At 63.4% G+C, this 23035-nt stretch carries 24 protein-coding genes; 10 read left to right on the forward strand and 14 right to left on the reverse strand.

The genetic code is table 11. The features are described 5' to 3' along the window. The first annotated feature begins 53 nt into the window (after positions 1–53). Positions 54–1565 (forward strand): phospholipase D-like domain-containing protein, encoded by a 1512-nt coding sequence (locus NCHU2750_RS15430; RefSeq protein ID WP_245480257.1) that lies wholly within the window; start codon positions 54–56, stop codon positions 1563–1565. A gap of 29 nt (positions 1566–1594) precedes the next feature. Here the strand turns inward: NCHU2750_RS15430 and NCHU2750_RS15435 are convergent, their stop codons facing one another. After that, positions 1595–2554, reverse strand: a complete 960-nt coding sequence (locus NCHU2750_RS15435; RefSeq protein WP_119941315.1) for a lysylphosphatidylglycerol synthase domain-containing protein — start codon at positions 2552–2554, stop codon at positions 1595–1597. Positions 2555–2662: 108 nt separating this feature from the next. On the opposite strand from NCHU2750_RS15435, the gene NCHU2750_RS15440 reads away from it, so the two are divergent. Further along, positions 2663–3448, forward strand: a complete 786-nt coding sequence (locus tag NCHU2750_RS15440) for an endonuclease/exonuclease/phosphatase family protein (protein WP_119941316.1) — start codon at positions 2663–2665, stop codon at positions 3446–3448. 100 nt (positions 3449–3548) lie between these two features. Here NCHU2750_RS15440 and NCHU2750_RS15445 read toward each other — a convergent pair whose 3' ends face one another. The 4 genes from NCHU2750_RS15445 to NCHU2750_RS15460 form a co-directional block, all read right to left on the reverse strand. Further along, entirely contained in the window at positions 3549–3854 is a 306-nt protein-coding gene (locus NCHU2750_RS15445) for a type II toxin-antitoxin system RelE/ParE family toxin (RefSeq protein WP_119941317.1), read from the reverse strand. Continuing rightward, complete coding sequence (locus NCHU2750_RS15450; RefSeq protein WP_119941318.1) at positions 3851–4120, reverse strand: CopG family ribbon-helix-helix protein; 270 nt, start codon at positions 4118–4120, stop codon at positions 3851–3853. Before NCHU2750_RS15450 ends, NCHU2750_RS15445 begins: the two co-directional genes overlap by 4 nt. A 68-nt stretch (positions 4121–4188) precedes the next feature. Then, positions 4189–4782 (reverse strand): hypothetical protein, encoded by a 594-nt coding sequence (locus tag NCHU2750_RS15455; protein WP_119941319.1) that lies wholly within the window; start codon positions 4780–4782, stop codon positions 4189–4191. A 64-nt stretch (positions 4783–4846) separates the two neighbouring features. Next, positions 4847–5401, reverse strand: coding sequence for a helix-turn-helix domain-containing protein (locus tag NCHU2750_RS15460; RefSeq protein ID WP_119941320.1), 555 nt, complete (start codon positions 5399–5401; stop codon positions 4847–4849). A gap of 117 nt (positions 5402–5518) precedes the next feature. Between NCHU2750_RS15460 and NCHU2750_RS15465 the strand changes: the two genes are divergently transcribed. The 6 genes from NCHU2750_RS15465 (at position 5519) to NCHU2750_RS15490 (ending at position 12792) form a co-directional block, all read left to right on the forward strand. Continuing rightward, positions 5519–6880: an LLM class flavin-dependent oxidoreductase gene (locus NCHU2750_RS15465; protein ID WP_119941321.1), complete on the forward strand. Its 1362-nt coding sequence runs from the start codon at positions 5519–5521 to the stop codon at positions 6878–6880. A 225-nt stretch (positions 6881–7105) separates the two neighbouring features. Next, positions 7106–8335 (forward strand): MFS transporter, encoded by a 1230-nt coding sequence (locus NCHU2750_RS15470; protein ID WP_119941322.1) that lies wholly within the window; start codon positions 7106–7108, stop codon positions 8333–8335. Positions 8336–8450: 115 nt separating this feature from the next. Beyond that, positions 8451–9095 (forward strand): TetR family transcriptional regulator C-terminal domain-containing protein, encoded by a 645-nt coding sequence (locus NCHU2750_RS15475; RefSeq protein ID WP_119941323.1) that lies wholly within the window; start codon positions 8451–8453, stop codon positions 9093–9095. Between the two features lie 43 nt (positions 9096–9138). Continuing rightward, a complete protein-coding gene (locus NCHU2750_RS15480) occupies positions 9139–10344 on the forward strand; it encodes a pyridoxal phosphate-dependent aminotransferase (RefSeq protein ID WP_119941324.1) in 1206 nt (401 codons plus the stop codon). 17 nt (positions 10345–10361) lie between these two features. After that, positions 10362–11966 carry a 5-guanidino-2-oxopentanoate decarboxylase gene (locus NCHU2750_RS15485; RefSeq protein WP_119941325.1) on the forward strand — a complete coding sequence of 535 codons (1605 nt, stop codon included), beginning with the start codon at positions 10362–10364 and terminating at the stop codon, positions 11964–11966. 202 nt (positions 11967–12168) lie between these two features. Beyond that, on the forward strand, positions 12169–12792 hold the full coding sequence (locus tag NCHU2750_RS15490) for a hypothetical protein (protein WP_245480258.1): 624 nt from the start codon (positions 12169–12171) through the stop codon (positions 12790–12792). 111 nt (positions 12793–12903) lie between these two features. On the opposite strand, the gene NCHU2750_RS30585 is transcribed toward NCHU2750_RS15490, so the two are convergent. From NCHU2750_RS30585 to NCHU2750_RS15515, 5 genes are all read right to left on the reverse strand, one after another. After that, positions 12904–13110 carry a hypothetical protein gene (locus NCHU2750_RS30585; RefSeq protein WP_162939648.1) on the reverse strand — a complete coding sequence of 69 codons (207 nt, stop codon included), beginning with the start codon at positions 13108–13110 and terminating at the stop codon, positions 12904–12906. A gap of 170 nt (positions 13111–13280) precedes the next feature. Further along, positions 13281–13571, reverse strand: a complete 291-nt coding sequence (locus NCHU2750_RS15500; RefSeq protein ID WP_119941327.1) for a DUF1330 domain-containing protein — start codon at positions 13569–13571, stop codon at positions 13281–13283. 120 nt (positions 13572–13691) lie between these two features. Beyond that, positions 13692–14060: an NIPSNAP family protein gene (locus NCHU2750_RS15505; RefSeq protein WP_119943400.1), complete on the reverse strand. Its 369-nt coding sequence runs from the start codon at positions 14058–14060 to the stop codon at positions 13692–13694. A 6-nt stretch (positions 14061–14066) separates the two neighbouring features. After that, on the reverse strand, positions 14067–15323 hold the full coding sequence (locus NCHU2750_RS15510; protein ID WP_119941328.1) for a DUF763 domain-containing protein: 1257 nt from the start codon (positions 15321–15323) through the stop codon (positions 14067–14069). A 29-nt stretch (positions 15324–15352) separates the two neighbouring features. After that, positions 15353–16537, reverse strand: coding sequence for an aminotransferase (locus NCHU2750_RS15515; protein WP_119943402.1), 1185 nt, complete (start codon positions 16535–16537; stop codon positions 15353–15355). 99 nt (positions 16538–16636) lie between these two features. Between NCHU2750_RS15515 and NCHU2750_RS15520 the strand changes: the two genes are divergently transcribed. Continuing rightward, complete coding sequence (locus NCHU2750_RS15520; protein WP_119941329.1) at positions 16637–17305, forward strand: sulfite oxidase-like oxidoreductase; 669 nt, start codon at positions 16637–16639, stop codon at positions 17303–17305. Here the strand turns inward: NCHU2750_RS15520 and NCHU2750_RS15525 are convergent. Further along, on the reverse strand, positions 17302–17901 hold the full coding sequence (locus NCHU2750_RS15525; protein WP_119941330.1) for an NADPH-dependent F420 reductase: 600 nt from the start codon (positions 17899–17901) through the stop codon (positions 17302–17304). The two genes, NCHU2750_RS15520 and NCHU2750_RS15525, sit on opposite strands and share 4 nt — an antisense overlap. 109 nt (positions 17902–18010) lie before the next feature. Here NCHU2750_RS15525 and NCHU2750_RS15530 point away from each other — a divergent pair, with 109 nt between their 5' ends. After that, positions 18011–18955 carry a LysR family transcriptional regulator gene (locus NCHU2750_RS15530; RefSeq protein ID WP_119941331.1) on the forward strand — a complete coding sequence of 315 codons (945 nt, stop codon included), beginning with the start codon at positions 18011–18013 and terminating at the stop codon, positions 18953–18955. Between the two features lie 45 nt (positions 18956–19000). Here NCHU2750_RS15530 and NCHU2750_RS15535 read toward each other — a convergent pair whose 3' ends face one another. The 3 genes from NCHU2750_RS15535 to NCHU2750_RS15545 are packed head-to-tail and all read right to left on the reverse strand — an operon-like array spanning position 19001 to position 22820. Beyond that, the gene (locus NCHU2750_RS15535) at positions 19001–21304 is read right to left on the reverse strand and encodes a xanthine dehydrogenase family protein molybdopterin-binding subunit (protein ID WP_119941332.1); all 2304 of its coding nucleotides are present in this window, start codon (positions 21302–21304) and stop codon (positions 19001–19003) included. Further along, entirely contained in the window at positions 21301–22296 is a 996-nt protein-coding gene (locus NCHU2750_RS15540) for an FAD binding domain-containing protein (protein WP_119941333.1), read from the reverse strand. The genes NCHU2750_RS15535 and NCHU2750_RS15540 overlap by 4 nt, the downstream gene beginning before the upstream one ends. After that, entirely contained in the window at positions 22296–22820 is a 525-nt protein-coding gene (locus tag NCHU2750_RS15545) for a (2Fe-2S)-binding protein (RefSeq protein ID WP_119941334.1), read from the reverse strand. Before NCHU2750_RS15545 ends, NCHU2750_RS15540 begins: the two co-directional genes overlap by 1 nt. Between the last annotated feature and the right edge of the window lie 215 nt (positions 22821–23035).

A 23035-nucleotide genomic window follows, 5' to 3' on the forward strand; every position in this document is an offset into this window, starting at 1 on the left:
GAACAAACACCCCGACCGTCGCGTTCCTTTGTTGCAATGCAGAGGTGATGACGGTGGACGTGAGCAAGTTTTCCAGTTCGGGCTCGATTGAGCAGGCTTTCAATCGCGACCGGATCATCCGGCCGGGCAGGAATGTCTGGCGATCGGCGATTGCGGCGCGAGTTGCGTTTCTCATCGACGGCGAAGACTATTTCAGCCGCCTCGACGAGATGCTGCGCCTAGCGGAAAAATCCATCTTCATCGTCGGCTGGGATTTCAATCCCGATATCCGCCTGCGTCCCCGCGAGGAGGGCTCCGAGACGATCGGTGCGCTGCTGCGCCGCCTTGTCGAGGAAAAGCCTGAGCTTCAGGTACGCATCCTCGTCTGGGGCATGGGCCCGGTCTATTCCGGCAAGAGCCTCAGAATGTTCGGCAGGATGGACTGGTCCGATCATGAGCGTATCGACCTGCGCTTCGATTTCCGCCATCCCTTGAGGGCAAGCCATCACCAGAAAATCGTCGCCATCGATGACAGGACGGCCTTTCTCGGCGGCATAGACCTGACCGCCCGCCGCTGGGATGACCGGCAGCACAGGTCCGTCAATCCCGATCGCGTGTCGCCGGACGGCACGCCCTACGGCCCCGTCCATGACATGCAGACGATCGTCACCGGCGAAACGGCCCGGCTGATCGGCGATATTGCCAGGCGGCGCTGGCGCAAGACCCATGGCGAGACGCTCTCGCCCGTGGATGTGCCCGGCCCCGCCCCCTGGCCATCGGACCTCGAACCGGCACTTCGAAATTGCCAAACCGGCATCGCGCTGACCGAGCCATGGAAATGGAAAGGTCGCCGCGGCCACCGCGAGGCGATCCGCCTCACCCACGACGCGCTGAAGGCCGCCGAACACCATCTCTACGTCGAGACCCAGTATCTCGCCTCCTTCGGCGTCGCCCGCACGCTTGCCAGAAGGCTTCGCCGCCAGAACGGCCCGGAAATCGTCGTCATCGTCACCCGCGAATCCCACGGCTTTCTTGAAAAGCTGATGATGGGCCATAACCGCACGCGGCTGATCCGCCGGCTGAAGCGCGCCGACCGCTATGACCGCCTGCGCGTCTATTATTCGGTGACGAAGGACGATGAGGGCAGCGAGCAGGAAATCATCGTCCATTCCAAGCTGATCATCGCCGACGACCGTTTTGTCCGCGTCGGTTCCTCAAACCTCAATAACCGATCCGAGGGACTGGATACCGAAAGCGATCTGGCCATGGAGCCGCAGGACGAGGCCGGCCGCGCCGCAATTATCGATCTGCGGACCGACCTGATTGCCGAACACCTCGCTGCCGATCCGGCTTTGGTGCGGCGCCATTTCGAGGAAACCGGCTCGCTGATCCGCACCATCGAGATGCTGAACGTCAACGACCGGCACCTGAAGCCCTTCGACGTGGATGTCGAAAAGGGCGAGACGGAAAGCCTGCCCGGCACCGCGATCGTCGACCCGAAACAGCCCTTCTGGCCGGTGCCGCAGTTCCAGGCCGGCCTGCGCCGCTTCGTCGCCCGCCTTTGCGCGCGGCGCGTCTTCCGCTGAGCCACACCGTCATCCGGGCGCGCTGACTTTTACGATCTCTCTGCAGCACGCCGCTCCAGTCGGCAGGACGGGCGATGCCGATAGTAGGCCTCGCTCAGAAGAAAGGTCGGCAGCCCGATGGCGAGCGGCACGAAGAAATAGAGAACCCGGAAGGCAACCAGCGCCCCGATGATCTCCTTGCCCGGCAGAATGCCGAGCATGGTCGCCTCCAGCACGCCGAGCCCGCCCGGAACATGGCTGATCAGCGACGCGATATTGGCCGTCACATAGGCGCCTGCGACCTCGAAATAGGAGATCGGTCCGAACACCGCGACGAGCTGGTGGATCGCAGCGGCCACGCAAGCGAAGTTCAGCGTGCCGATACCGACCTGCAGGGCGGCAAGCCCGATACCCGGTGGCTCTATGCGCCATTGGCGCAGTCGCACCGGCAGACGCAGTGCGCAAATCAGCAGATAGCCGGTCGGAACGGCAAGGCAGCCAAGCCCCGCCGCAATCCGCGTCCCGGCATCGATGCCGAACAGATCGGTATCCGGCCCGAGGTCGAGCAGCAACACGATGGCGGCGAGTGCCGCAAGCCCGAGCCCGACGGTAATGCCGCAAAAGCCGATCACTTTCGCAATCTCGCCACCCGAAAGCCCGAAGCGCGAATAGAAGCGATAGCGAACCGCGCCGCTGCTGAGCGCCGCCATGCCGACATTATGGCCGATCGACAGCGCGCAGAAGGAGGCAAGCCCCGCCTGCCGCCATGGAAGCGGCTTGCCCGCGTAACGGACCGCCAGCGTGTCGAACCCGGAAAGGCAGAGATAGGATGCCGCGACGAAGACGAGGGCGGAACCGAGCCTCGCCAACGGAATGGCCTGAACCGCCTCTGCGATCTCTGCCCACGAATAGCGACCGAGGCTGCGATAGACGAAGAAGGCGGCGATAGCGATGGCGGCAAGCACGGCCACATGTACGGCCCTATGTGCGATTTGCGTCCTGCCGTTCATTCCGCCTCCTGTCATTCCGCTACCTGCGATGCCGCTGGCCGCCATTCTGCGGCCCGTCATTCTGCTGCAAAGGGGGAACGAAAGCCGGTCAAAGGTGTTCCCTGCCCTATGCAGTCAGCTTGCCCGCCAGAAATAGAGCCAGAACCAGAGCCGCAATCCGAAATTGGCGCGGCACCCCGCCGCCTCAGGCTCCTGACCTATAACGTCCATAGCTGCATCGGCACCGACCGGCGGCTAGACCCCGCGCGGGTGGCCGACGTCATCGCATCACTTGCGCCGGATATTATCGGCCTGCAGGAACTCGATGTCGGCAGAAGGCGCACCGGCGGCATAGACCAGGCCCATGCGATCGCCGAAATCCTCAAGCTACAGTACCATTTCCATGCCGCGCTCGATGTCGAGGAAGAGCGCTATGGTGACGCCATCCTCACCGCCCTGCCGGCGACACTGGTCAAGGCCGGCCCCCTGCCGTCAGTTGGCGAACAGCGCGGCGCAATCTGGGTCGAGGTGGAACTCGGAGAAAAGCGCCTGCAGGTGATCAACACCCATCTCGGCCTGCGCCGCATCGACAGGATGAAGCAGGCCGACACGCTTCTCGGCCCTGACTGGCTGGGTCATGCGCGCTGCCGAGAAAACCCGGTCGTGCTGCTCGGCGACTTCAACTCGATCCCCGCAAGCCGCCCCTACGGCAAACTCGCTGCCACGCTCACCGACATCCGCCGACACCGGACCGCAAGCCTGCCCGCCACCTTCCCCTCGCGCTTTCCGCTGCTGCGGCTGGATCACATATTCACCACCGGCGCGGTCCAGACGATCAGCGCCGAAGTCGTCTCCACCCCGCTCGCAAGACAGGCATCGGACCACCTGCCGCTGATGGCAACGGTGGAGGTGTGATCACCGCAGGGTTCGAGGAGGCAGTCGGAGTTTCGGGACAAGATGAATGTAAGGGGCAGCAAGGGCGCCACGCATACGACCTAAAACCTCGCACCGTACTTCAGCGAGGCCAGCCCTCATCCGGCCAATCTCTGGCAGTGTGAATGACGCGCAATATGACAATCGTTTCGCGACCGGCCATCGCCCGGGTCTCATAGGCGATGATATAGGGAAGGCGGTCGAGCGACTTCTCATAGGTGCCTGCAACCCGCCCCGGCCGGCCCGTCAGAAATTCACCCAACCGGCGTCCTGCGGCCTCCAACGCGTCCACCACACGTTCGGCTGCGTCCGGATTATCCTCGGCGATGTGGCGCAGGATCTCCAGCATGTCGCGATGGGCATCGGCGGACCAGACGACGGCCCTCATTCCGGCTTGAGCTTCACGCGTCGCGCCTCTTCGACGACAGCCCTCATGTCAGCCATCGCCTGATCATGTGAGACGACGCGTCCGGCATCCGCATCCGCCCGACCGCGCTTTATCCCCTCGATGATCTCAAGCTCGCGACCGACATAGGCCTCCACAGCCTCTGCGGCCAGAAACGATTTGCTGCGCCTTGTATCGGCTGCAATCCTTTCGAGCTTTTCCTTCACCTCGGCGGGAACCCGAATGGTCATGGTCGTGCTGCCGGGCATTCGTTATCCTCTTGTGCTGTCTTGTACACAAGCTAGCACATCATCGTGTCGGACGCGAGACGCAGCCGTCAATGCAACAGTCGGTGCAGGCGCCGTGCTTCCTTCAGCATCTGCGCGACCGCCCTGTCGTCCGTCGCCTCACCAGCCGCCGATGGGATCGCAACGACACGAACGGTGCGGGCGCCGGCGTCCCCCATATGCCGGATGATCCGTTGCAGGATGGCGCCCTCCATGCCGTCGTCCAGTATGACGACATCCTTGCCGGCATGCCTGTGCGTGCCCGCCTCGTCGTCGTCGCCCAAATACATGAAGTGCTGCCGCGCCAGTTCGGCGGTCTGCCGCTGCCGCTCGCTGTTCAGGTAACCGGGCGGCAGATGGAAATTGCGGGCCAAGGCCTCGTCCACGGAAAGCTGCGGGCGGTCGAGATCGATGATCGACCCGACCGGCTGTTCGGGATGGCCCGGCGCGAAGATCCGCCCGACAAGCAGGAGATCGAGTTCGCAGCCGAGCCTTCGCGTCGCCTCGAAGGCGAGAGCGACCTGCGCGGGCGAAAGCGCGACCACCACGACATCGCCGAGCGACAATGCCGCCACCTCTTCCGCCAGCATGAGGCTCGCCTCGTCATGGTTGGTATAATGCGCTGGATCCCATCCCGGCTGCATGACAAATCCTCCTCCCGGCAGAATTGCCTGAAAGGATAAAGCGGCGGGTGGCCGATTAGTTCCGCTACCGGCGCGACAGGACCACGAGATAGCGCGCGGCCGTCGGGCCTGGATTGGCAAAGACGCATTCCGATGGATTGCCGAGCAGCAGGCAATCCCCGGATTTCAGCCGATGTTCGGCACTTCCCTCGAAAAAATCGAGTCGGCCTTCGAGAACCCAGATCTGCTGCTGCTGAAAGGCGAAGGCAGAGGCCGGATAGGGCACGCGCACACCGGCAGGCAGGCTGACCTCGATCAGTTCCGCGGCCGCCCCCGCGGGGGAAACGGCGCGGCGCACATAACCCGTTTCGGGATCGGTCCACACCGCCTGCGTCTCGGCAACGCTCAACCGCTCGGATGCCCCTTCCGCCGCAGCGATCAGCACCGAAAGCGGCAGGCCGAAGGCGCCGGACAGCCGGCCGAGAACCGTCGCGGTCGGGCTTGCCTCGCGGCGCTCGATCTTGCTGATCATCGCCTTGGAAACGCCGGAGCGCTCCGCAAGCTCGGAAAGCGACCATTTCCGCGCCTCCCGCTCATGCCTGAGCGTTGCGGCTATCGCCTCGGCAGGATCATGCTCCATCTCAACCGGCTCCCGTCAATCACCAGCTTGCAATCGTCAAGTCTCTTATAGTAGACAAAGAGACCATATAGGAGACGGATCAATTCCGCAACGAGGGGTGACAGCATGAGCAGCTCAATGGCGCGCGAAATCCGTTTCAACGCATTCGACATGAACTGCGTCGGCCACATCCAGCAAGGCCTGTGGACCCACCCGCGCGACCAGTCGCATCGCTACAGGGAACTCTCCTACTGGATCGATTATGCGCGGCGGCTTGAGGCCGGACTGTTCGACGGCATCTTTCTCGCCGATGTCGTCGGCGTCAACGACGTCTATGGCGGCAATGGCGATGCGGCGCTGAAGGGCGCCGTGCAGGTTCCGGTCAACGACCCGATGCTGCTTGTGCCGGCCATGGCGGCGGTTACGAAACACCTCTCCTTCGGCATCACCGCCAACCTCACCTACGAGCCGCCCTTCCTGTTTGCCCGCCGCATGTCGACGCTCGATCACCTGACCGGCGGGCGGATCGGCTGGAACATCGTCACCGGCTATCTCGACAGTGCGGCAAAGGCGATCGGCCTGTCCGGACAGGCCGCCCATGACGATCGCTACGATCTCGCCGACGAATACATGCAGGTCATCTACGGCCTCATGGAAGGAAGCTGGGCCGACGATGCCGTCGTCTTCGACCGACAAAACGGCATCTATGCCGAGCCGGCAAAGGTCCGCAAACTGCATCACCACGGCAAGCAATACACGATCGATGCCATGCATCTGTGCGAGCCCTCGCCGCAGCGCACCCCTGTTCTCTATCAGGCGGGCTCGTCGGCGCGCGGCCGCGAATTCGCCGCCACCCATGCCGAATGCGTCTTCGTCAATGGCCAGACAATGGAGGGCGTGCGTGCCATCGTCGACGATATCGGTGCCCGTGCCGTCTCGGCCGGCCGCTTCCCGGACGACATCAAGATCTTCATGGGCGCCACCATCATCACCGGCCGCACCGACAGCGAGGCTCGCGACAAGTTCGAGGACTATCGCCGCCATGCGAGTTCCGAAGGCGCACTCGTCCATGCCGCCGCCTCGCTCGGCATCGATTTTTCAAAATATGACCTCGACGAGCCGATAGAGACGGCCAGAAGCGCTGCCATTGTCTCCAATGTCGAGGCGATGACCCGCACGGCCGGGCCGAAATGGACGAAGCGCAAGTTGCTGGAACAGATGATCCTCGGCAGCCGCCAGCCGCCGATGGTAGGCTCGGCGGAAAAGATCGCCGATACGCTGGCAGACTGGGTGGATCAGGTGGGCATCGACGGGTTCAACCTGTCGCGCACCGTGGTTCCGGAATGCTTCGACGACATCATCGACCTCGTCATCCCGATCCTGCAGGACCGCGGCCTCTACAAGACGAGCTATCGGGAGGGAAGCTTGCGTGAGAAACTCTTCGGAGAGCCGATGCTGCCGGCGAGGCATGTGGGGGCTAAGGTACGATGGGTGGAATGACGTTGAGGGCAACAATACCCCCTCTACCCCGCCGGGCCTGAAATGTCGTGCTTATGAAGGCAAGACCCCTCCCAACCCTCCCCACAAGGGGGAGGGCTTAACCCAGCCGATCCGCCCAAGCCCAATCAAGGCAGGGGATTGCGGCACGTTTTCTCCCCCCTTGTGGGGGAGATGGCCGGCAGGCCAGAGAGGGAATTGCCGGGCGAAAAGACCGGGAAGAACAGGATGGCATCACAAACCGCACACAGACAAACCACCCGCTGGACCATGCTGGCGACGATCAGCCTGGCCGTCGTGCTCTCCTTCTCCACATGGTTCTCCGCCACCGCAATCGCGCCTGAGCTCAAATCCGCGTGGGCGCTCTCCGATGCCGAAGCCGGGTGGCTGACGAACGGCGTGCAGCTCGGTTTCGTCATCGGCGCGCTGGCGGCAAGCCTGTTCAACCTTCCCGATCTCATCCGCATGAACCGGCTGATGGCCGCTTCCGCAACGCTTGCCGCCGCAGCCAATGCCGCCCTGCTCCTCGATCCCGGTCCGCTCGGCGCCATCCTGTTGCGCATGGTGACCGGCATGGCGCTCGCCGGCGTCTATCCCCCGGCGCTGAAACTCGTCGCCACATGGTTTGTCAGGGGCCGCGGCATGGCGCTCGCCGCCGTCATCGGCGCGATTACCGCCGGTTCCTCGCTGCCGCATCTCGTGCGCGGCCTGACGTCGGGCGTCGACTGGCATGTCGTCATCATAGCCTCGAGCGCTGCAAGCCTCGTCGCCGCCATCCTCTTCCTCGCCGGCACGCGTGAAGGGCCGGATGCCTTCGGCAAGGCGGTCTTCGACCCGCGTCAGATCCCGACGGTACTCGCCGATCGCAACCTGCTGCTCGTCAATTTCGGCTATTTCGGCCATATGTGGGAACTCTATGCCATGTGGGCCTGGCTGCTCGCCTATCTGACGGCCGCCTATCAGGCTCACGATCTGGCGCTTTCCGCCAGTGCCTCGCTTCTCACTTTCGTGGCCGTGGCCTCCGGTGTGCTCGGTTGCTTCATCGGCGGCTTCTGCTCCGACCGCTATGGCCGAACCGCGACCACCGCCGGCATGATGATCGTCTCGGGAATCTGCGCGCTCCTCATCGGCTTCGCCTTCGACGGCCCGCTCTGGCTGCTTGTCGCGATCGTCATCCTCTGGGGCATCTCGATCATCGGCGATTCGGCGCAGTTTTCCGCCGCAGTGACCGAGCTTGCCGATCGCCGCTATGTCGGCACCGCCTTGTCCCTGCAGATGGGCATCGGCTTTGCCCTGACGATCCTGATCATCTGGCTGATGCCGAAACTGGCCCTGCTGTTCGGCGGCTGGCAATGGACCTTCTCGGTCCTCGCCATCGGCCCGGCAATCGGCGCCGCATCCATGCTGATCCTGCGCGGGCGCCCGGAAGCATTGCGGCTGGCCAACGGCCGGCGCTAGCGCAATTTCAGCAAGGGTGGGCACACCAAGACACCGCTTGCATCCGGCCGGCAATTATTCAATTGTACAATAAGCAGCGAACACCCATCATCACAGTAAAGAGGCAGCCCCCCGCATGACGCCAGCGCGCCGCAGCTATACCCGCGCCAGCGAGGCCGAACGCCGTGAGGACCTGATCCTCGCGACACTCGATTGCATCGCCGAGAGCGGCATCCAGGGCGCGACCGTGCGCCAGATCGCCACCCGCGCCGGCGTCACCGCCGGCCTGATCCGCCATTATTTTACCGGCAAGGATCAGATGCTGGAGGCGGCCTACAAGGCGGTGATGGACGGCATGACCGAGATCGCCATAAAGGCCTCGGAAGAGGCAGGCAGCGCGCGCGCCCGGCTGTCCCGCTTCATCGTCGCAAACGTCACGCCCCCGGTCACCGATCCCCGCACCCTGTCACTCTGGGCGGCCTTCATCAGCCATATCCAGACCGACCAGACTTTCGCCGCGATCCACCGGGAAAACTATCTCGCCTTTCTCGGTGCCTTGGAAAAGCTGCTCACCGCCTTTTTCGACGAACGGGGCACGGCGCTGTCCTCAAAGGACTGTCGCAGCTTCGCGATCTCGCTGAACGCGCTGATCGATGGTCTCTGGCTGGAAGGCACGTTGACCGCCGACCTGTTTGCCGAAAACGAACTCGCCGACAGTGCACTTGCCTCCGTCGAGGCACTGTTGAGACTGAAGCCGGGCGAACTTTCTGCCGCCCGCTGACAAACAACAAGAACAAGACGAACAAGAACAAAAGGACTGCCCCATGCGCTATGCCTCGATTACCGACCGTCTCGCCCATCTCGGCTCCGGCCGCTGGGCCCTGCATCACACCGCCCGCCGCATGAAGGCCGAGGGCGAGGATGTCATCGAGCTGACGATCGGCGAACCGGATGTCGCCCCCGACAAGGCGCTGCTGGATGAGGCATCGCGCGCCATGTATGCCGGCCGCACCCGCTATTCGAACGGCCGCGGCGAAGCGCCCGTGCTGAAGGCGCTGGTGGACAAATATTCAAAGCGCAGACCGGGCGTGACCGAAAAGAACTTTCTCTGCTTTCCCGGCACCCAGACCGCGCTCTACTGCGTCATGACCGGCCTGGTCGAGCCCGGCGACGGCGTGCTGGTCGGCGATCCGCTCTATGCGACCTATGAAGGCGTCATCGCCTCCACCGGCGCCCACATGATCCCCGTGCCGCTCCGGCCGGAAAAGAAGTTCCACCTTCAGGCAGAGGATCTCGCCCGCGCCATCACCCCGGAAGCCCGCGTCCTGCTGTTGAACACGCCGCACAATCCGACCGGCGCCGTGCTGACCAGGGCAGAAATCGCCGCCATCGGCGAAATCTGCCGCAAGCACGATCTCTGGATCATCTGCGACGAAGTCTATGAACAGCTAATCTTTGAAGGCACCGATTTCGCCTCCCCCTTCGATATGCCGGAACTGGCGGAGCGCACGATCGCGGTCTCGTCGATCTCGAAATCCCATGCCGCCCCCGGCTTCCGCTCCGGCTGGGCGGCAGGACCGGAAGAGTTCTGCGACCGGCTGCTTGCCGTCTCGGAGACGATGCTGTTCGGCGTCCAGCCCTTCATCGCCGACATGACCGCCAAGGCGCTATCGGAACATTTCGATACCGCCGACGTGATGCGCCAGAACTATGCGAGCCGTGCCGCAATCGTCGAAAAGGCCTTTGCCGGCAGCAATCTCGTCAAGCCGATGCCGCCCGAAGGCGGGATGTTCATCCTGCTCGACGTGGCGGCAACCGGCCTCAATGGCGAGGAATTCGCCTGGGAACTGCTGAAGCAGGAAAAGGTCGCCGTCATGCCCGGCACCTCCTTCGGCGATCAGGCGGCCAATTTCCTGCGCATTTCGCTGACCGTGCCCGAAGACGTCCTGGAAACCGCGATGCGCCGGGTCGGCGATCTGGCGGGCCGCGTCGTCTTGAAGGCCAAGGACGCACCGCCGCATATCAGGTAACAACTGAAGGGAACAGGATGAAGACCGTTGGCGAGACGCTGATCGATCTGCTGGAAGTGAATGACGTCGACGTGGTCTTCGGCATTCCCGGCGTCCACACGGTTGAACTCTATCGCGGGCTTTCGGGCTCGAAGATCCGCCACATCACCCCCCGCCACGAACAGGGCGCCGGCTTCATGGCCGATGGCTATGCCCGCGTCAGCGGCAAGCCGGGTGTCTGCCTCGTCATCACCGGGCCGGGCCTCACCAACATCATCACCCCGATGGCGCAGGCCTATCAGGACTCGGTGCCGATGCTAGTGATCTCCGGCGTCAATGCCCGCGCCACGCTTGGCCATGGTCGTGGGCGCCTGCACGAACTGCCCGACCAGCGCGGCATGATGGCGACGCTCGCGCTGATGAGCCACACGCTGCACAATCCGGATGATCTTGCCGACGTCATGGAGCGCGCCTTCGCCATCCTCCGCTCCGGCCGGCCGGGACCGGTGCATATCGAGATCCCGACCGACGTGATGGCGCTCCCCGTCGCCCCGCCTCGCCTGCAGATGGCGCGACCCGGACGTCCCCGCGCCGAAGCGCAGATGATCGCCGACGCCGCCTCGCTCTGTCTTGCCGCCAAAAAGCCGGCCATTCTTGTCGGCGGCGGCGCGGTGGCTGCGGCCAAGGACATTCTCGCGCTGGCAGAACGGCTGGATGCACCGCTGGTGACCACCACCAATGCCCGCGGCGCCTTTGCCCATCATCCGCTCTCGGTGCCGGCAAGCCCGAGCCTGAAATCGGTGCGTGAACTGGTCGCGGAAGCCGATCTCGTGCTCGCATTCGGCACCCAGATGGGCCAGACCGATTACGACATGTATGTCGATAACAACTTCCCGGCGCTCAAAAACCTCGTCCGCATCGACATCGATGCCGGCCAGCTTGCCCGCGGGCCGCTGGCGGCCCTCTCGCTTTTGTCCTCGGCGGAAAATGCGGCGGCCGACCTGCTGGCCGCCATCGGCACCGGCAACAGCCGGCAAGGCAATGGCGCCGGGCGAGCCGAAGCAGGCCGTGCTGCGGCTCTTGCCGAACTCACCCCGAAGATGCGCGCCGAGATCGCCGTGCTGGACACGATCCGCGACACGCTTGCCGGCACCATCATCGTCGGCGACAGCACCCAGGCTGTCTATGCAGGCAATCTCTATTACGAAGCCGGCCGGCCGCATGGCTGGTTCAATGCGGCAACCGGCTACGGCGCGCTGGGCTACGGCCCGCCGGCTGCGATCGGCGCGGCGATTGCCGATCCGAAGGCCCCGGTTATCTGCCTCACCGGCGATGGCGGTTTCCAGTTCACCCTCGCCGAAATCGGCGCGGCGAAGGATGCCGGCACGCGGGTGATCTTCCTCGTCTGGAACAATGACGGCTACCAGGAGATCGAAAGCTACATGGTCGAATGCGGCATCGCCCCGGAAGGCGTGAAGCCGACGCCACCCGATTTCCTCAAGATCGCCGAGGCCTTCGGCCTGCCGGCTCGGCGTCTTTCAGATGTCGCCGAATTGCCCGTAGCCTTGGAGGCATTTCGCGATCTCGCGGGTCCTTCACTGATCGAGATCCACCAGACGAAAACGGCTGGTGCAACGGCCTGACCAGCAATGGATTTTGTCACCTTCGTGTGATTGGCAACACCCCCTCCGCACTGATAATCAAAGACTTCCAGCACAGGCACAACATTCCAGCATCGGCCCGAAAGTCGGCCCCGATTTTCGGAAAGCACGATGCGTAGATCTAAAAAATTAGATCGTCCTTTGTGCATCCATTCGGATGCACGGCGATCTGGGGAGAGTGAGCATGAAACGTGATATGTTCCGCAAGGCCAGCTTTTCTCTGATGGCGGGCGCTGCTCTGCTGCTGATGGCGGCGCAGGCTGCCGACGCCGCCGACAAGGTCCGCATGAGCGGCATGGTCGAAAGCGTCGACGGCGACAACTTCAACCTCAAGACCACCGACGGCAAGGAAGTCATGGTGATGATGGCGCCGAGCCTCAGCCTGATGGGCATCAAGAAGGCCGGTGTCTCCGACATCAAGCCCGGCGATTTCATCGGCGTCGGATCGCAGCCAACCGCCAATGGCATCAACGGCGCCGTGCAGGTGGTGATCTTCCCGGCCTCGATGAAGGGCACGGGCGAAGGCGACCGCGCCTGGGGTGTAAGGCCGAACGGCCAGATGACCAATGCCACCGTCAAGGAAGCAAGCCAGGATGCCAACGGCCCACTGCTGACGCTCGCCTATAATGGCGGCGAGCGGAAGGTCAACATTCCGGCCGACACCACCATCCTGGCCATCGCCTCCGCCACCAAGGACGACCTTAAGGCCGGCACTGCCGTGACCGTTCAGGGAACCGATGCCGGCGGCGGCATGATCTCCGCCGACAATGTCCGCGTCGGGCTCGCAGGCGCAATTCCGCCCAAGTGACGCTCAAGCAATGAAACCGGCCGGCGCCTGCCTGCCCCGCAGATCGTCATGCGCGATCATATGGCGCGCGCACGGGCGACGGGCCAGGTTCACGTTTCGGATGGCCTCGTCTCAGGCAATGTCACCTGCATCCGCGACATGTTCGTCGCGTTCGACGTTGCTGCAGACACCTTGCGCCTTGCGGGCCCGGTTGATCTCGATGCTGGCAAGGCTGGGCTCCTTTCGAAATAGGGCCTCGCCCGTGCCGCAGCTGCTGGCGACATTCAGCTGGCGTCCTGTCGGACGGGACGCATCCGTGTATAGGCTATCGCGCGTCATTCTTTCCTCCTCCTTCGGTACCGACAATAGATGAACTACCGGCTCGGTTCCTCCCGAACCATGTCATGCGTCAATCGCCGGCATTTCTCCGCAACCTTCCTGTCGCTTTGAAGACGAGCCCGACAGCGACAAGGGACCTCCCCTTCCCGCTATACCTGCCGCACCGAGAACTAAAGCCCTTCGACGATCCGGATATCCCGCTCGACGCCACCCGCCAAAAGGGCCATCGCCTCTTGATAGGCAGGGCTGTCATGGGCAGCCTGGGCATGCTCGACGCTGTCGAACTCGATCAGCACCGTACGCTGCTCAAGCCCCGCTTCGTAGACGAGCGACGGCAGGCCCCGCGCCAGGATACGCCCGCCTGCGGCAGCGATCGCCGGACCGCTGAGCTTGGCATAGGCGGCCAGCGCATCCGGATTGCTGACCGATCGATATGTGGCAACCCAATAGGCCTTGGCCATTTGCTCTCTCTCCCTCGCGTCCAAGCATAACACCGCAAGTTGTGCGCCTGGTCAATCATAGAAGGACATGGCAGCAGGTGGAACCGCTTGCCTTGCCCGTCATCATGCCATCTGCAACTTTCACCGGTCTTCGCCGAGCCGCTGCAGGAATACCCGCTCATAGCTGCGAAACGGCGGGTTTTCACCATAACGCGCATTCGCCGCCATCGCGTCCGGATCCTTGGCCACTGCATCGCGATAACCGAGATAGGTCTGGTCGTCCGGAAAGCTGAACAGTGCGATGGCAATGTCGCCATCTCCCTCGCGTCCCAATCCCTCGAAGCTCATGCCGGCACCGCGTGGTGCCTCGCGCGGGAGATAGTAGCCATGATGCGTTCCGCCATGCCGTTCGATCAGCCTGACCCAGGTTTCCGCATAGAGCTTGAAATCCGCAAGCCTGTCCGGATCGATCCGGTAGCGAACCTCGCATGTTACAGGGGCGCCAGACATATCCATCTATCCGTTTTGCTTGCCGCTCTCGTCTTCCGGCGGCTCCCAGCCGAACACGCTGCGGCCTCCCCATTCATGCGAATGGCGATATTCGCCGGCGATGATCTCCTTGAAATCCGGACCGGTGACATAGCGTTCCAGCTGTCTTGCCTGATCATCCAGACGATGAAGCGCCTGCAGCTCCTCTTCGCGGCCGAGCCGCGCCTTGCTCACCGCCGATTTCATCACCTTGATCGTCTCGTCATAGACCTTGAGCGGCACCGGAAACGGATGCCGATCCTTGCCGCCATGGGCAAGCGAGAAACGCGCGGGATCGGAAAAACGGCACGGCGCGCCATGCACGACCTCGGCCACCATGGCGAGCGCCGAGACGGTGCGGGCGCCGACACCCGGCGTCATCAGCAGATCCTCGAAATCCTTCGGCCCCCGGTCGGCGGCCGCAGCCAGCGTGCCGTGCAGGCGGCGCATGTTGACGTCTTCCTCGCGCACATCGTGATGCTCCGGCATGATCAGATGCGGCAGCATCGGCTGCGCCGCCGGCTTTCGCATCCGCGAGGGATCGAGCGAGATCACCTCGCGGACGATTTTATCCGGCCCGAGCGAGGCGAGAAGATCGAGCTGGCCGGTTCGCGAGGCGAGCGCCCGGTGATCGGCGAGATTGAAGATCTGCCCCTGGCCGCGACCCTCGATTGCCGCATGCGGTGAATCGAGAAAGCTCTTCAACCCCTCCGAATGCCAGTGATAGCGCCGCGCCTGCCGCCGGGCATCGTTCATACCCTGCTGCACCACCACCCATTTGCCGTCGTCGGTAACGATGAAGCCATGCAGATAGAGATCGAACCCGTCCTGCACCGCCGCACTGTCCACCTTGGCGACGAGCTTGCTGGTCTGGGCAAGGGCCGAACCATTGATGCCGACCCGGTTGCCGACGGCGATCAGCTCCTCCGGCGTCTGCCGCGAGTTCTTGCCGCGCCCGCCGCAGACATGGATGCCGAGTTCGCCCGACATCGGCGTGAGCCCGCGTTTCAAGGCACCGATGACGCTGGTGGTAATGCCCGACGAATGCCAGTCCATTCCCATCACCGCACCGAAGGACTGGAACCAGAACGGATGCGCCAGCCGCGCAAGCAGCTCGTCGCGGCCATAATGGATGACGATTGCTTCGGTGATCACGGCACCGAGCCTTGTCATGCGCTCGCCAAGCCACCGGGGAACCCGGCCGCCATGGAGCGGAAGATCGGCACTGCCTGAACGTTGAGCCATGACCCTGTCTTATAAGGCCATGTCGCCCGTCAGGACAGGGAAAAGTTCTTCAAACGTTCCGTCAACCGGCCGATCGTCTCGACATCCGCATTGGCAAAGGCGAAGCGAAGATAATTCTGCTGCCCCTCGCCGAAATAGACGCCCGGAATGCAGGTAATGCCGGCGCGTTTGGCGAGCTTTTCGGCGACCTCCGCCGAACCGACGCCCGCAAACGGATGGCGCACGAAGGCGAAATAGGCGCCGATCGCATCGAGCTTCCAGTCCGGCAGTTCTGCCATCACCGCCTTCAACGCTTCGGCACGGCGGCCGATTTCCTGCCGGTTTTCCTCCCGCCATGCGGCAAGCACCGGCAATGCGGCGGCAACGGCGCCCTGGGCAGCACGCGGCGCGCAGATCTGCAGATTGTCCATGATCTTGGCGACCTGGCCGATCACGGCCTCGCCTGCCGCGATCGCGCCGAGCCGGTGGCCGGGAATGCAGAAGGATTTCGAAAAACTGTAGAGGCTGATCAGCGTCTCTTCCCAGCCCGCAAGGCTGAACAGGTCATGCGGCCGCTGCCCGGCTTCCGGCAGGAAGTCGCGATAGGTCTCGTCGAGGATCAGCCAGATGCCCTTGTCCTGACAGAGCCTGAAGATCTTCTCGATGAGCGCCGGCGGATAGATCGCACCGGTCGGATTGTTCGGCGAAACGAGCGCCAGCGCCTTGACGTCAGCGGTGATCGCCGCCTCGATCGCCGGAAGCTCGGGCAGGAACCCGTCTTCCGCCTTGCACGGCACGAAAGCGGTCCTGATGCCCATCATCGCGAGCGTCGTTTCGTGGTTGAAATAGAAGGGCTCGGTCATCAGCACCGTATCGCTCGGCCCGGCAACCGTCATCGCCGCGCAGACAAAGGCCTGGTTGCAGCCCGAAGTGATATGCGTGTTGGCGGCGGAAAGCCCTGCTCCGTAAACCTCCGCGATATGGGCGCCATAGGCCTCGCGCAGCGCATTGTCGCCCTCGATCGGACCATAGCCGGTATAGGCCGTCGACGATGCGGTCTCGCCGAGAAGCCGCAGCATCTCGGGATGCGCCGGATAGCCGGGCACGGCCTGCGACAGGTCGATCAGCGGCCCCTGGCTCTTGTCATAGGCACGCCCCCAGGCGGCAACGGAGGGAACGGGAGGAAGGGAAAGCTTGTCGACGAGCGGATTGAAGCGGGAATTGGAGGCGGACATGATGTTCCAGCAAGATTTTGAAAGGCGGGCGATTGATTTGCGTCTCTTCTTCATCAGATTATCCGATGACGCAAGCGGAACCGTATGGGAGACGCGCAGATGGCCGACGACACCCCGACATCTCAGTCAGTTACGAAGCTGACGCTGACCAAGCGCAAATGGGCCGACGAGGGAAAATTCCTCACCGGCCGCCATGCGCGGCCCGAGACCGACAGGCTGCCGCCCGGCCAGCATCTGGTGAAGAACTGGCCGGTCCTCGATCTCGGCCAGCAACCGAGTATCTCAAGTGCAGAATGGCGGCTCGACGTCCACGGGCTGATCGACAGCCCGAAAAGCTTCGACTGGGCGGCATTGAAGGCCCTGCCGCAGACGGATATGCGATCCGACATCCATTGCGTGACGACATGGTCGCGTTACGACAACAACTGGAAGGGCGTCTCGACCCGCGATTTCCTCGATGCCGTCAATCCGAGGGACGAAGCGACGGCGGTGATGCTGACCAGCTATGACGGCTACACCACCAACCTGCTTCTCTCCGATTTCGCCGCGCCCGACGCCATCATCGTCATGGATTGGGAAGGCCAGCCGCTGGCGGAGGAGCATGGCGGCCCGGTGCGCCTCGTCGTGCCCCATCTCTATTTCTGGAAAAGCGCCAAATGGCTGAAGCGCATCGACTTCCTGGCCATGGACCATGCCGGTTTCTGGGAAAAGAACGGCTACCACATGCGTGGCGATCCATGGGCCGAGGAACGGTATTCTGAGGATTAGCCGAACCTGACTAGATTGTGTGCCGGCAACGGACCGCCCGGAAACTGGGCAAGCTTCGCCCCGACAGCAAGCGAACCGAGATCGAGCCCGAAGAAGCCGAGGCGCTCGATCAACTGCCCGACCTCGACCTTAGCATCGGCATCATCGCCCGAATAAAACAGCACGCGCTTGCCGCCCTCCGATGAAGGATCGGCTTCCAGCAGCGCGGCAAACAGGTGGTTGAATGCCTTCACCACCCTGGCACCCGGAACCATGCCGACGAAAACTTCGCTTGATGTGCGACCGCCGAGATCGGCCGGCTTGAACAACGGAGATTCGACCGAGTTGTTGGTGTCGACGACGATGCGGCCACCCCAGTTCGGAAGGCCTGCAAGCGCTGCCGGAAGCTTGGACCATGGCACGGCGACGAACACCATGTCGGCCTGTGCCGCCTCAGCAATGGTCACCGCCGAAATCCAGGGCGAAAGTTCGGTCGTGAGGTCCGTCAGCGTTTCCGGCCCGCGGCTGTTGGCTATTGTGGCGTGAATACCTGCCCGAGCGAGGATGCGGGCGATTGCTGCACCGATTTTGCCGGCGCCGATAATTCCGATTGTCATGAGCTTTACTCCGTTGGTGTTGCGATGAACGGAATATCGCCCCTTTATTGGTCGCCGATTAGCGGGTAATGATGCGCATCATTTTCAAATAAAAATTGAAGATAGCGCGATGGAAAATCTGACCAATCTCGAATCCTTTCTGCGCTCGGCCGAACTCGGCGGATTTTCCGCCGCCGCCCGCAAGCTGGCGCTCACCCCCGCTGCCGTCAGCCGCAACGTGGCCACCCTGGAAAAGAACCTCGGCGTCAGGCTGTTCCAGAGAACGACCCGCAGGCTGGCACTCACCGAGGCCGGAGAACGGCTCTTTGCCCAGGTCGGCGGACATGTGGATGCGCTGCAGGCGGCGATCGCCGATGCGTCATCGGGAAGCGCCGAGCCCTCCGGCATCCTCAAGGTCAGCATGAGCCCGCATTTCGGCAAGGACTATATCCTGCCGCTGCTACCGGCCTTCATGCAGAAATATCCGAAGATCAGGCCGGAATGGACATTCGAGAACCGCCAGGTGGATCTGGTCGCCGAAGGCTATGACGCGGCCATCGGCGGTGGCCTTGACCTGACGCCGGGCCTCATCTCCCGGACACTGGCACCTGCCCATCTCATTGCCGTCGCCTCCCGCGACTATATGAAGGGTCGGGCCATGCCGACGAACCCTCAGCAATTGGGATCGCTTGCCGGCATCCAGATGCGATCCTCCAATACCGGCCGCATCCGCCATTGGACCATGCGCAATATCGCCGGTGAGGAAATGCCCGCCGCTCTGAATGGCTCCTTCATCATGAACGATCCCGCCGCGATTGCCGGCGCGGCAAGCCTCGGCCTCGGAGTCGCGTTGATCGCCGTCCCGGACGCGCTGATCCATTTCAGGCGGGGTGACCTGATCCGCCTTCTGCCGGATTGGTATGCCGATATCGGCACGATCTCGCTCTATTACGCGAACCGCAAGCTGTTGCCGGCCAAGACCCGCGTGTTCATCGATTTCGTTACCGAGCATTTTCGCAAGGAAAGGCTGGCGGAGAAACTGGCAGGAAGTCTTGGCGCATCGAACATGCCCTAAGCCCTTTAGGCGCACCCGGCGAAAGACCGGATGCGCCGGCTCGGTTCACATCAGCTTCTCTAGTGTAATCGGCAGGTCGCGCACTCGTTTGCCGGTGGCGTGGAAGACGGCATTGGCGATGGCCGGAGCCACCCCGACGATGCCGACCTCGCCCACTCCCTTGCCGCCGAGCGCCGACGCCTCGTAATCCGGCACGCCGACGGAGATCACCTCGATATCCGGAATGTCGGCATTGGTGGGCACCAGATAGTCCCCGACATTGTTGTTGATCGTGCGCGCATTGCGCGGATCGACAAGCCCTTCCTCGAGCAGCGCCTGGCCGATGCCCATGATGATGCCGCCGCGCCACTGGCTTTCCACCATTTTCGGGTTATAGAGCCGGCCGCAATCGAAGGCCGACACCATGCGTGAGACGCGTACCGTGCCGAAATCCTCGTCCACTTTCACCTCGACGAAATGCGCGCACCATGAATGCATGGAATAGTCGCCCATGGTCGGCCCCTGGACACGGCCCATGCTGGTCCAGGCATTGCTGCGGTCGGTGGCGCTCTGCGCATCGTCCGGCAGCGTGTTGCGCGTCACTTCCAGCTCATCGCGGCCAAGCGATGAAAGCAGCTCCGCAAGTGTCATCGACGGCCCGCCACCGCTTGCCACCGAGATCCTGCCCTCCTGGATGACGAGCGTATTGGCACCCGTCTCGCGGAACGGCGAATTCGGATCGTTGAGCGCCAGCCCGATCAGTTCCTCGCGCGCCGCGTTCGCCGTCTTGTGCACGGCACCGGTAATCGAGCCCGCCAGCATCGAGCCGCCGGCAATCGCCGAACCCGGCAGGCGGCTGTCGCCAAGCACGACATCGACCTGTTTGATCGAAATGCCGAGCGCCTCGGCCGCCGTCTGCGCAAGGATCGTATAGGTCCCCTGCCCCATGTCGATCGCCCCCGAGACGACTTCCACCCGGCCGCTCTTCAAGACCCGGATCATCGCCGAACTCGGCGCTCTCAGAACCGGAAACGTGCCGCAGCCGATGCCCCAGCCGATCAGGTTCCGGCCCTCACGCATCGACCGCGGCGCATGGCTGCGTCTGGACCAGCCGAAGGCCGCAGCGCCTTCCGTCAGCGCTTCGCGCAGCCGCCGCGTCGACCATGGCTTGCCGGACTGATAGTCGTGATCGGCATAGTTTTTGAGCCTCAGTTCCAGCGGGTCCATGCCGAGCCTGTAGGCCAGCTCCTCCATCGCGCTTTCGATACCGTAGGCGCTCGGGTTCTTGCCCGGTCCGCGAAGCGCGCCCGGCGTCACCGCATTGACCGGTACGACCCTGGTCTGCGAGGAAAAATTCTCGACCTTGTAGAGGATCGGCGTCGCCGCCCCCGTCTGCTCCGGATAGTCCATATAGGTCGAAGTCTCGCTTGCGCCGCGATGGATGATCGCCTGCAGCACGCCGTCTTCCGTCGCCCCGAGCGAAATCGTCTGGCGCGTCGCCGCCCGTCCGCCATAGCTGGTGAAGTTCTGCGGCCGGGTCACGGCAAGCCGGACCGGCCGGCCGAGTTTTCTCGCTGCAGCCACCGCCACCGCACCATAGGAGAGCGCCGCCCCCTTGGAACCGAAGCCGCCGCCGATGAAGGGCGAGACGAGCCGCACATGGTCGAGCGGAATGCCGAACCACTCGGCATAGGTCCGCTGCATGCCATGGGTCCACTGGCTGGGCTCCCACACCGTCAGCCGGTCGCCGTCCCATGCGGCCGTCAGGCCATGCGGCTCCATCGCCACGTGATATTCGCGCGGCGTCTCATAGGTGGCTTCCATCCGAACCGGCGAAGCGGCAAGCGCCTTCTGCGCATCGCCCCATTCGACACTCATGGCCTCGAGAAGCTTGCCCTCGCCCGCTCTCGGATCGTTCATATCGGCAATCGCCGGCGCTTCCTCATAGGTGATCCGGATCAGCTTCGCCGCCTCGTTCGCCTGCTCGCGGCTTTCCGCAATCACCGCGACAATGCTCTGGCCGTTATAGCTGATCACCTTCGGCAGCGGATGATAGGGCTGGTTTTCCGGGCGTTTCCCATACCAGTCCGATGCCGCCATCAGTCCCAGATCGTCTTCCGGCGTGAGGACGGCGACAACGCCCGCTGCGGCAAGCGCTTCTGCCGCATCCACTGACACGACCCGGCCTGCGGCAATCGTGCTCTGCACCAGCACCGCATGGGCGAGGTTTTCGAGCGGGTATTCCAGCGCGTAGGTGGCGTTGCCGGTGATCTTCAGCTCGCCTTCGAAACGCGACAGCCGCCCGCCGACGACGCCATCGGCCGAACTGCCGTGCTTTCTCGGTTCCCCGATGGGGTTCATGATGGTCATGCCAGACCTCCCAGGCTTTTCAGCGCACGGGCGACAACGCGCGGCGCAAGCTCGATCTTGTAGTGATTGCCACCCTGCGCCACGGCACCATCAATGGCATGGCCGACGGCAGCCGCGATCACGTCCTCCGTCAGCGCCTTACCGGTGAGCGCCGCCTCGACTGCGCGCACCCGCCACGGCCTGGTGGCAACGCCGCCGAGCGCCACGCGCACATCCTTCACCGTCCGCCCGTCGGCCTCGAAGTCCAGCCCGACGGCAGCACTCGCCGCCGCGAATTCATAGGACTGGCGGTCGCGGATCTTGAGATAGGTCGAATTCCTCGCCGCCGCAGAGGTCGGGATGGCAAGGCCGGTGATCATCTCCCCCGGCTGGATCACGGTTTCCCTGTCCGGCCGCTCGCCGGGCTCGACGAAGAAATCCTCGACCGGCATGCTGCGCGTGCCCTGGTCGGAACGGAGCTCGACTGCCGCATCGAAAGCGACAAGCGCCACGGCCAGATCGCCGGGATAGGTTGCGATACACTGCTCGCTCGCACCGAGAACCGCATGGTTGCGGGTCACCCCGCCGATGGCCGAACAGCCCGATCCGGGATTGCGCTTGTTGCAGGCGGCAAACGTTGCGGGATCCCGGAAATAGGGACATCGCGTCCGCTGCAGGAGATTGCCGCCGATCGTCGCCATGTTGCGCAACTGCTGGGAGGCGGCAAGCGATAGCGATTGGGCGATCGCCGGGAAGGCAGCGATGACGGCCGGATCGTCGGCAACCGCACTCATTTTCGCAAGCGCCCCGATCGTGGCGCCGCTCTCGTCGACCACGACCCTGTCGAGGTCGGAAAGATGGCTGATGTCGATGACCTGGTCCGGCTCGGCGACACCGCATTTGGCGAGATCGAGAAGCGTCGTCCCGCCGGCAAGCAGCATGGCGCCCGCCTGACGCGATGCCTGCCTTGCCTCATCGGCCGAGGCGGCACGCAGATAGGAAAAATCGCGCATCAGCCCACCTCCACCGTTTCCCGCACTTCGGCTCGCGCCGAGGCACCGCCGGCGAGCCTGCCGGCCGCCTCGCGCACCGCCGCAACGATGCTGTTATAGGCCCCGCACCGACAGAGATTGCCGGACATGTATTCGCGGATCTCCGCATCCGATCCCGCATGTCCTTCGCGGATGCAGGCGACCGCCGACATGATCTGCCCGGGCGTGCAGTAACCGCACTGGAAGGCGTCCTGTTCCAGGAAGGCGGCCTGCACCGCATGCAGTGTACCGTCTTGCGAAACCAGACCCTCGATCGTCGTCACCTGTCGCCCTTCCACCTGGGCGGCGAGCGTCAGACAGGAAAGCACGCGACGGCCATCCACATGGCAGGTACAGGCGCCGCACTGGCCCTGGTCACATCCTTTCTTGGTACCGGTCAGCCCGATCTCCTCGCGCAGCGCATCGAGAAGCGTGACGCGCGGCTCGAGATCGAGCTCATACATCTTGTCGTTGATATCGAGACGGACATGGGTCGTTCGTGTCATGATAACCTCCTGCTACCAATACGAGAAAAAGCGGCCTATACGACTGGACGATCTGTTCTGGAGCGCTAAATATTAAGCGCTGGACGCGAATGCGACGTTTTTCAGCATGACATCCGCCCTACTTCTGGTTTAAAAAGTAGGAGGACGCCTCAATCGGAGGCTCCTCCGTTTAAACTAGCGTCTTGACGCGCGACGTCAAGGGCTGAAATCGAGTG

Source organism: Neorhizobium sp. NCHU2750 (assembly GCF_003597675.1).
Taxonomy (GTDB): Bacteria; Pseudomonadota; Alphaproteobacteria; order Rhizobiales; family Rhizobiaceae; genus Neorhizobium.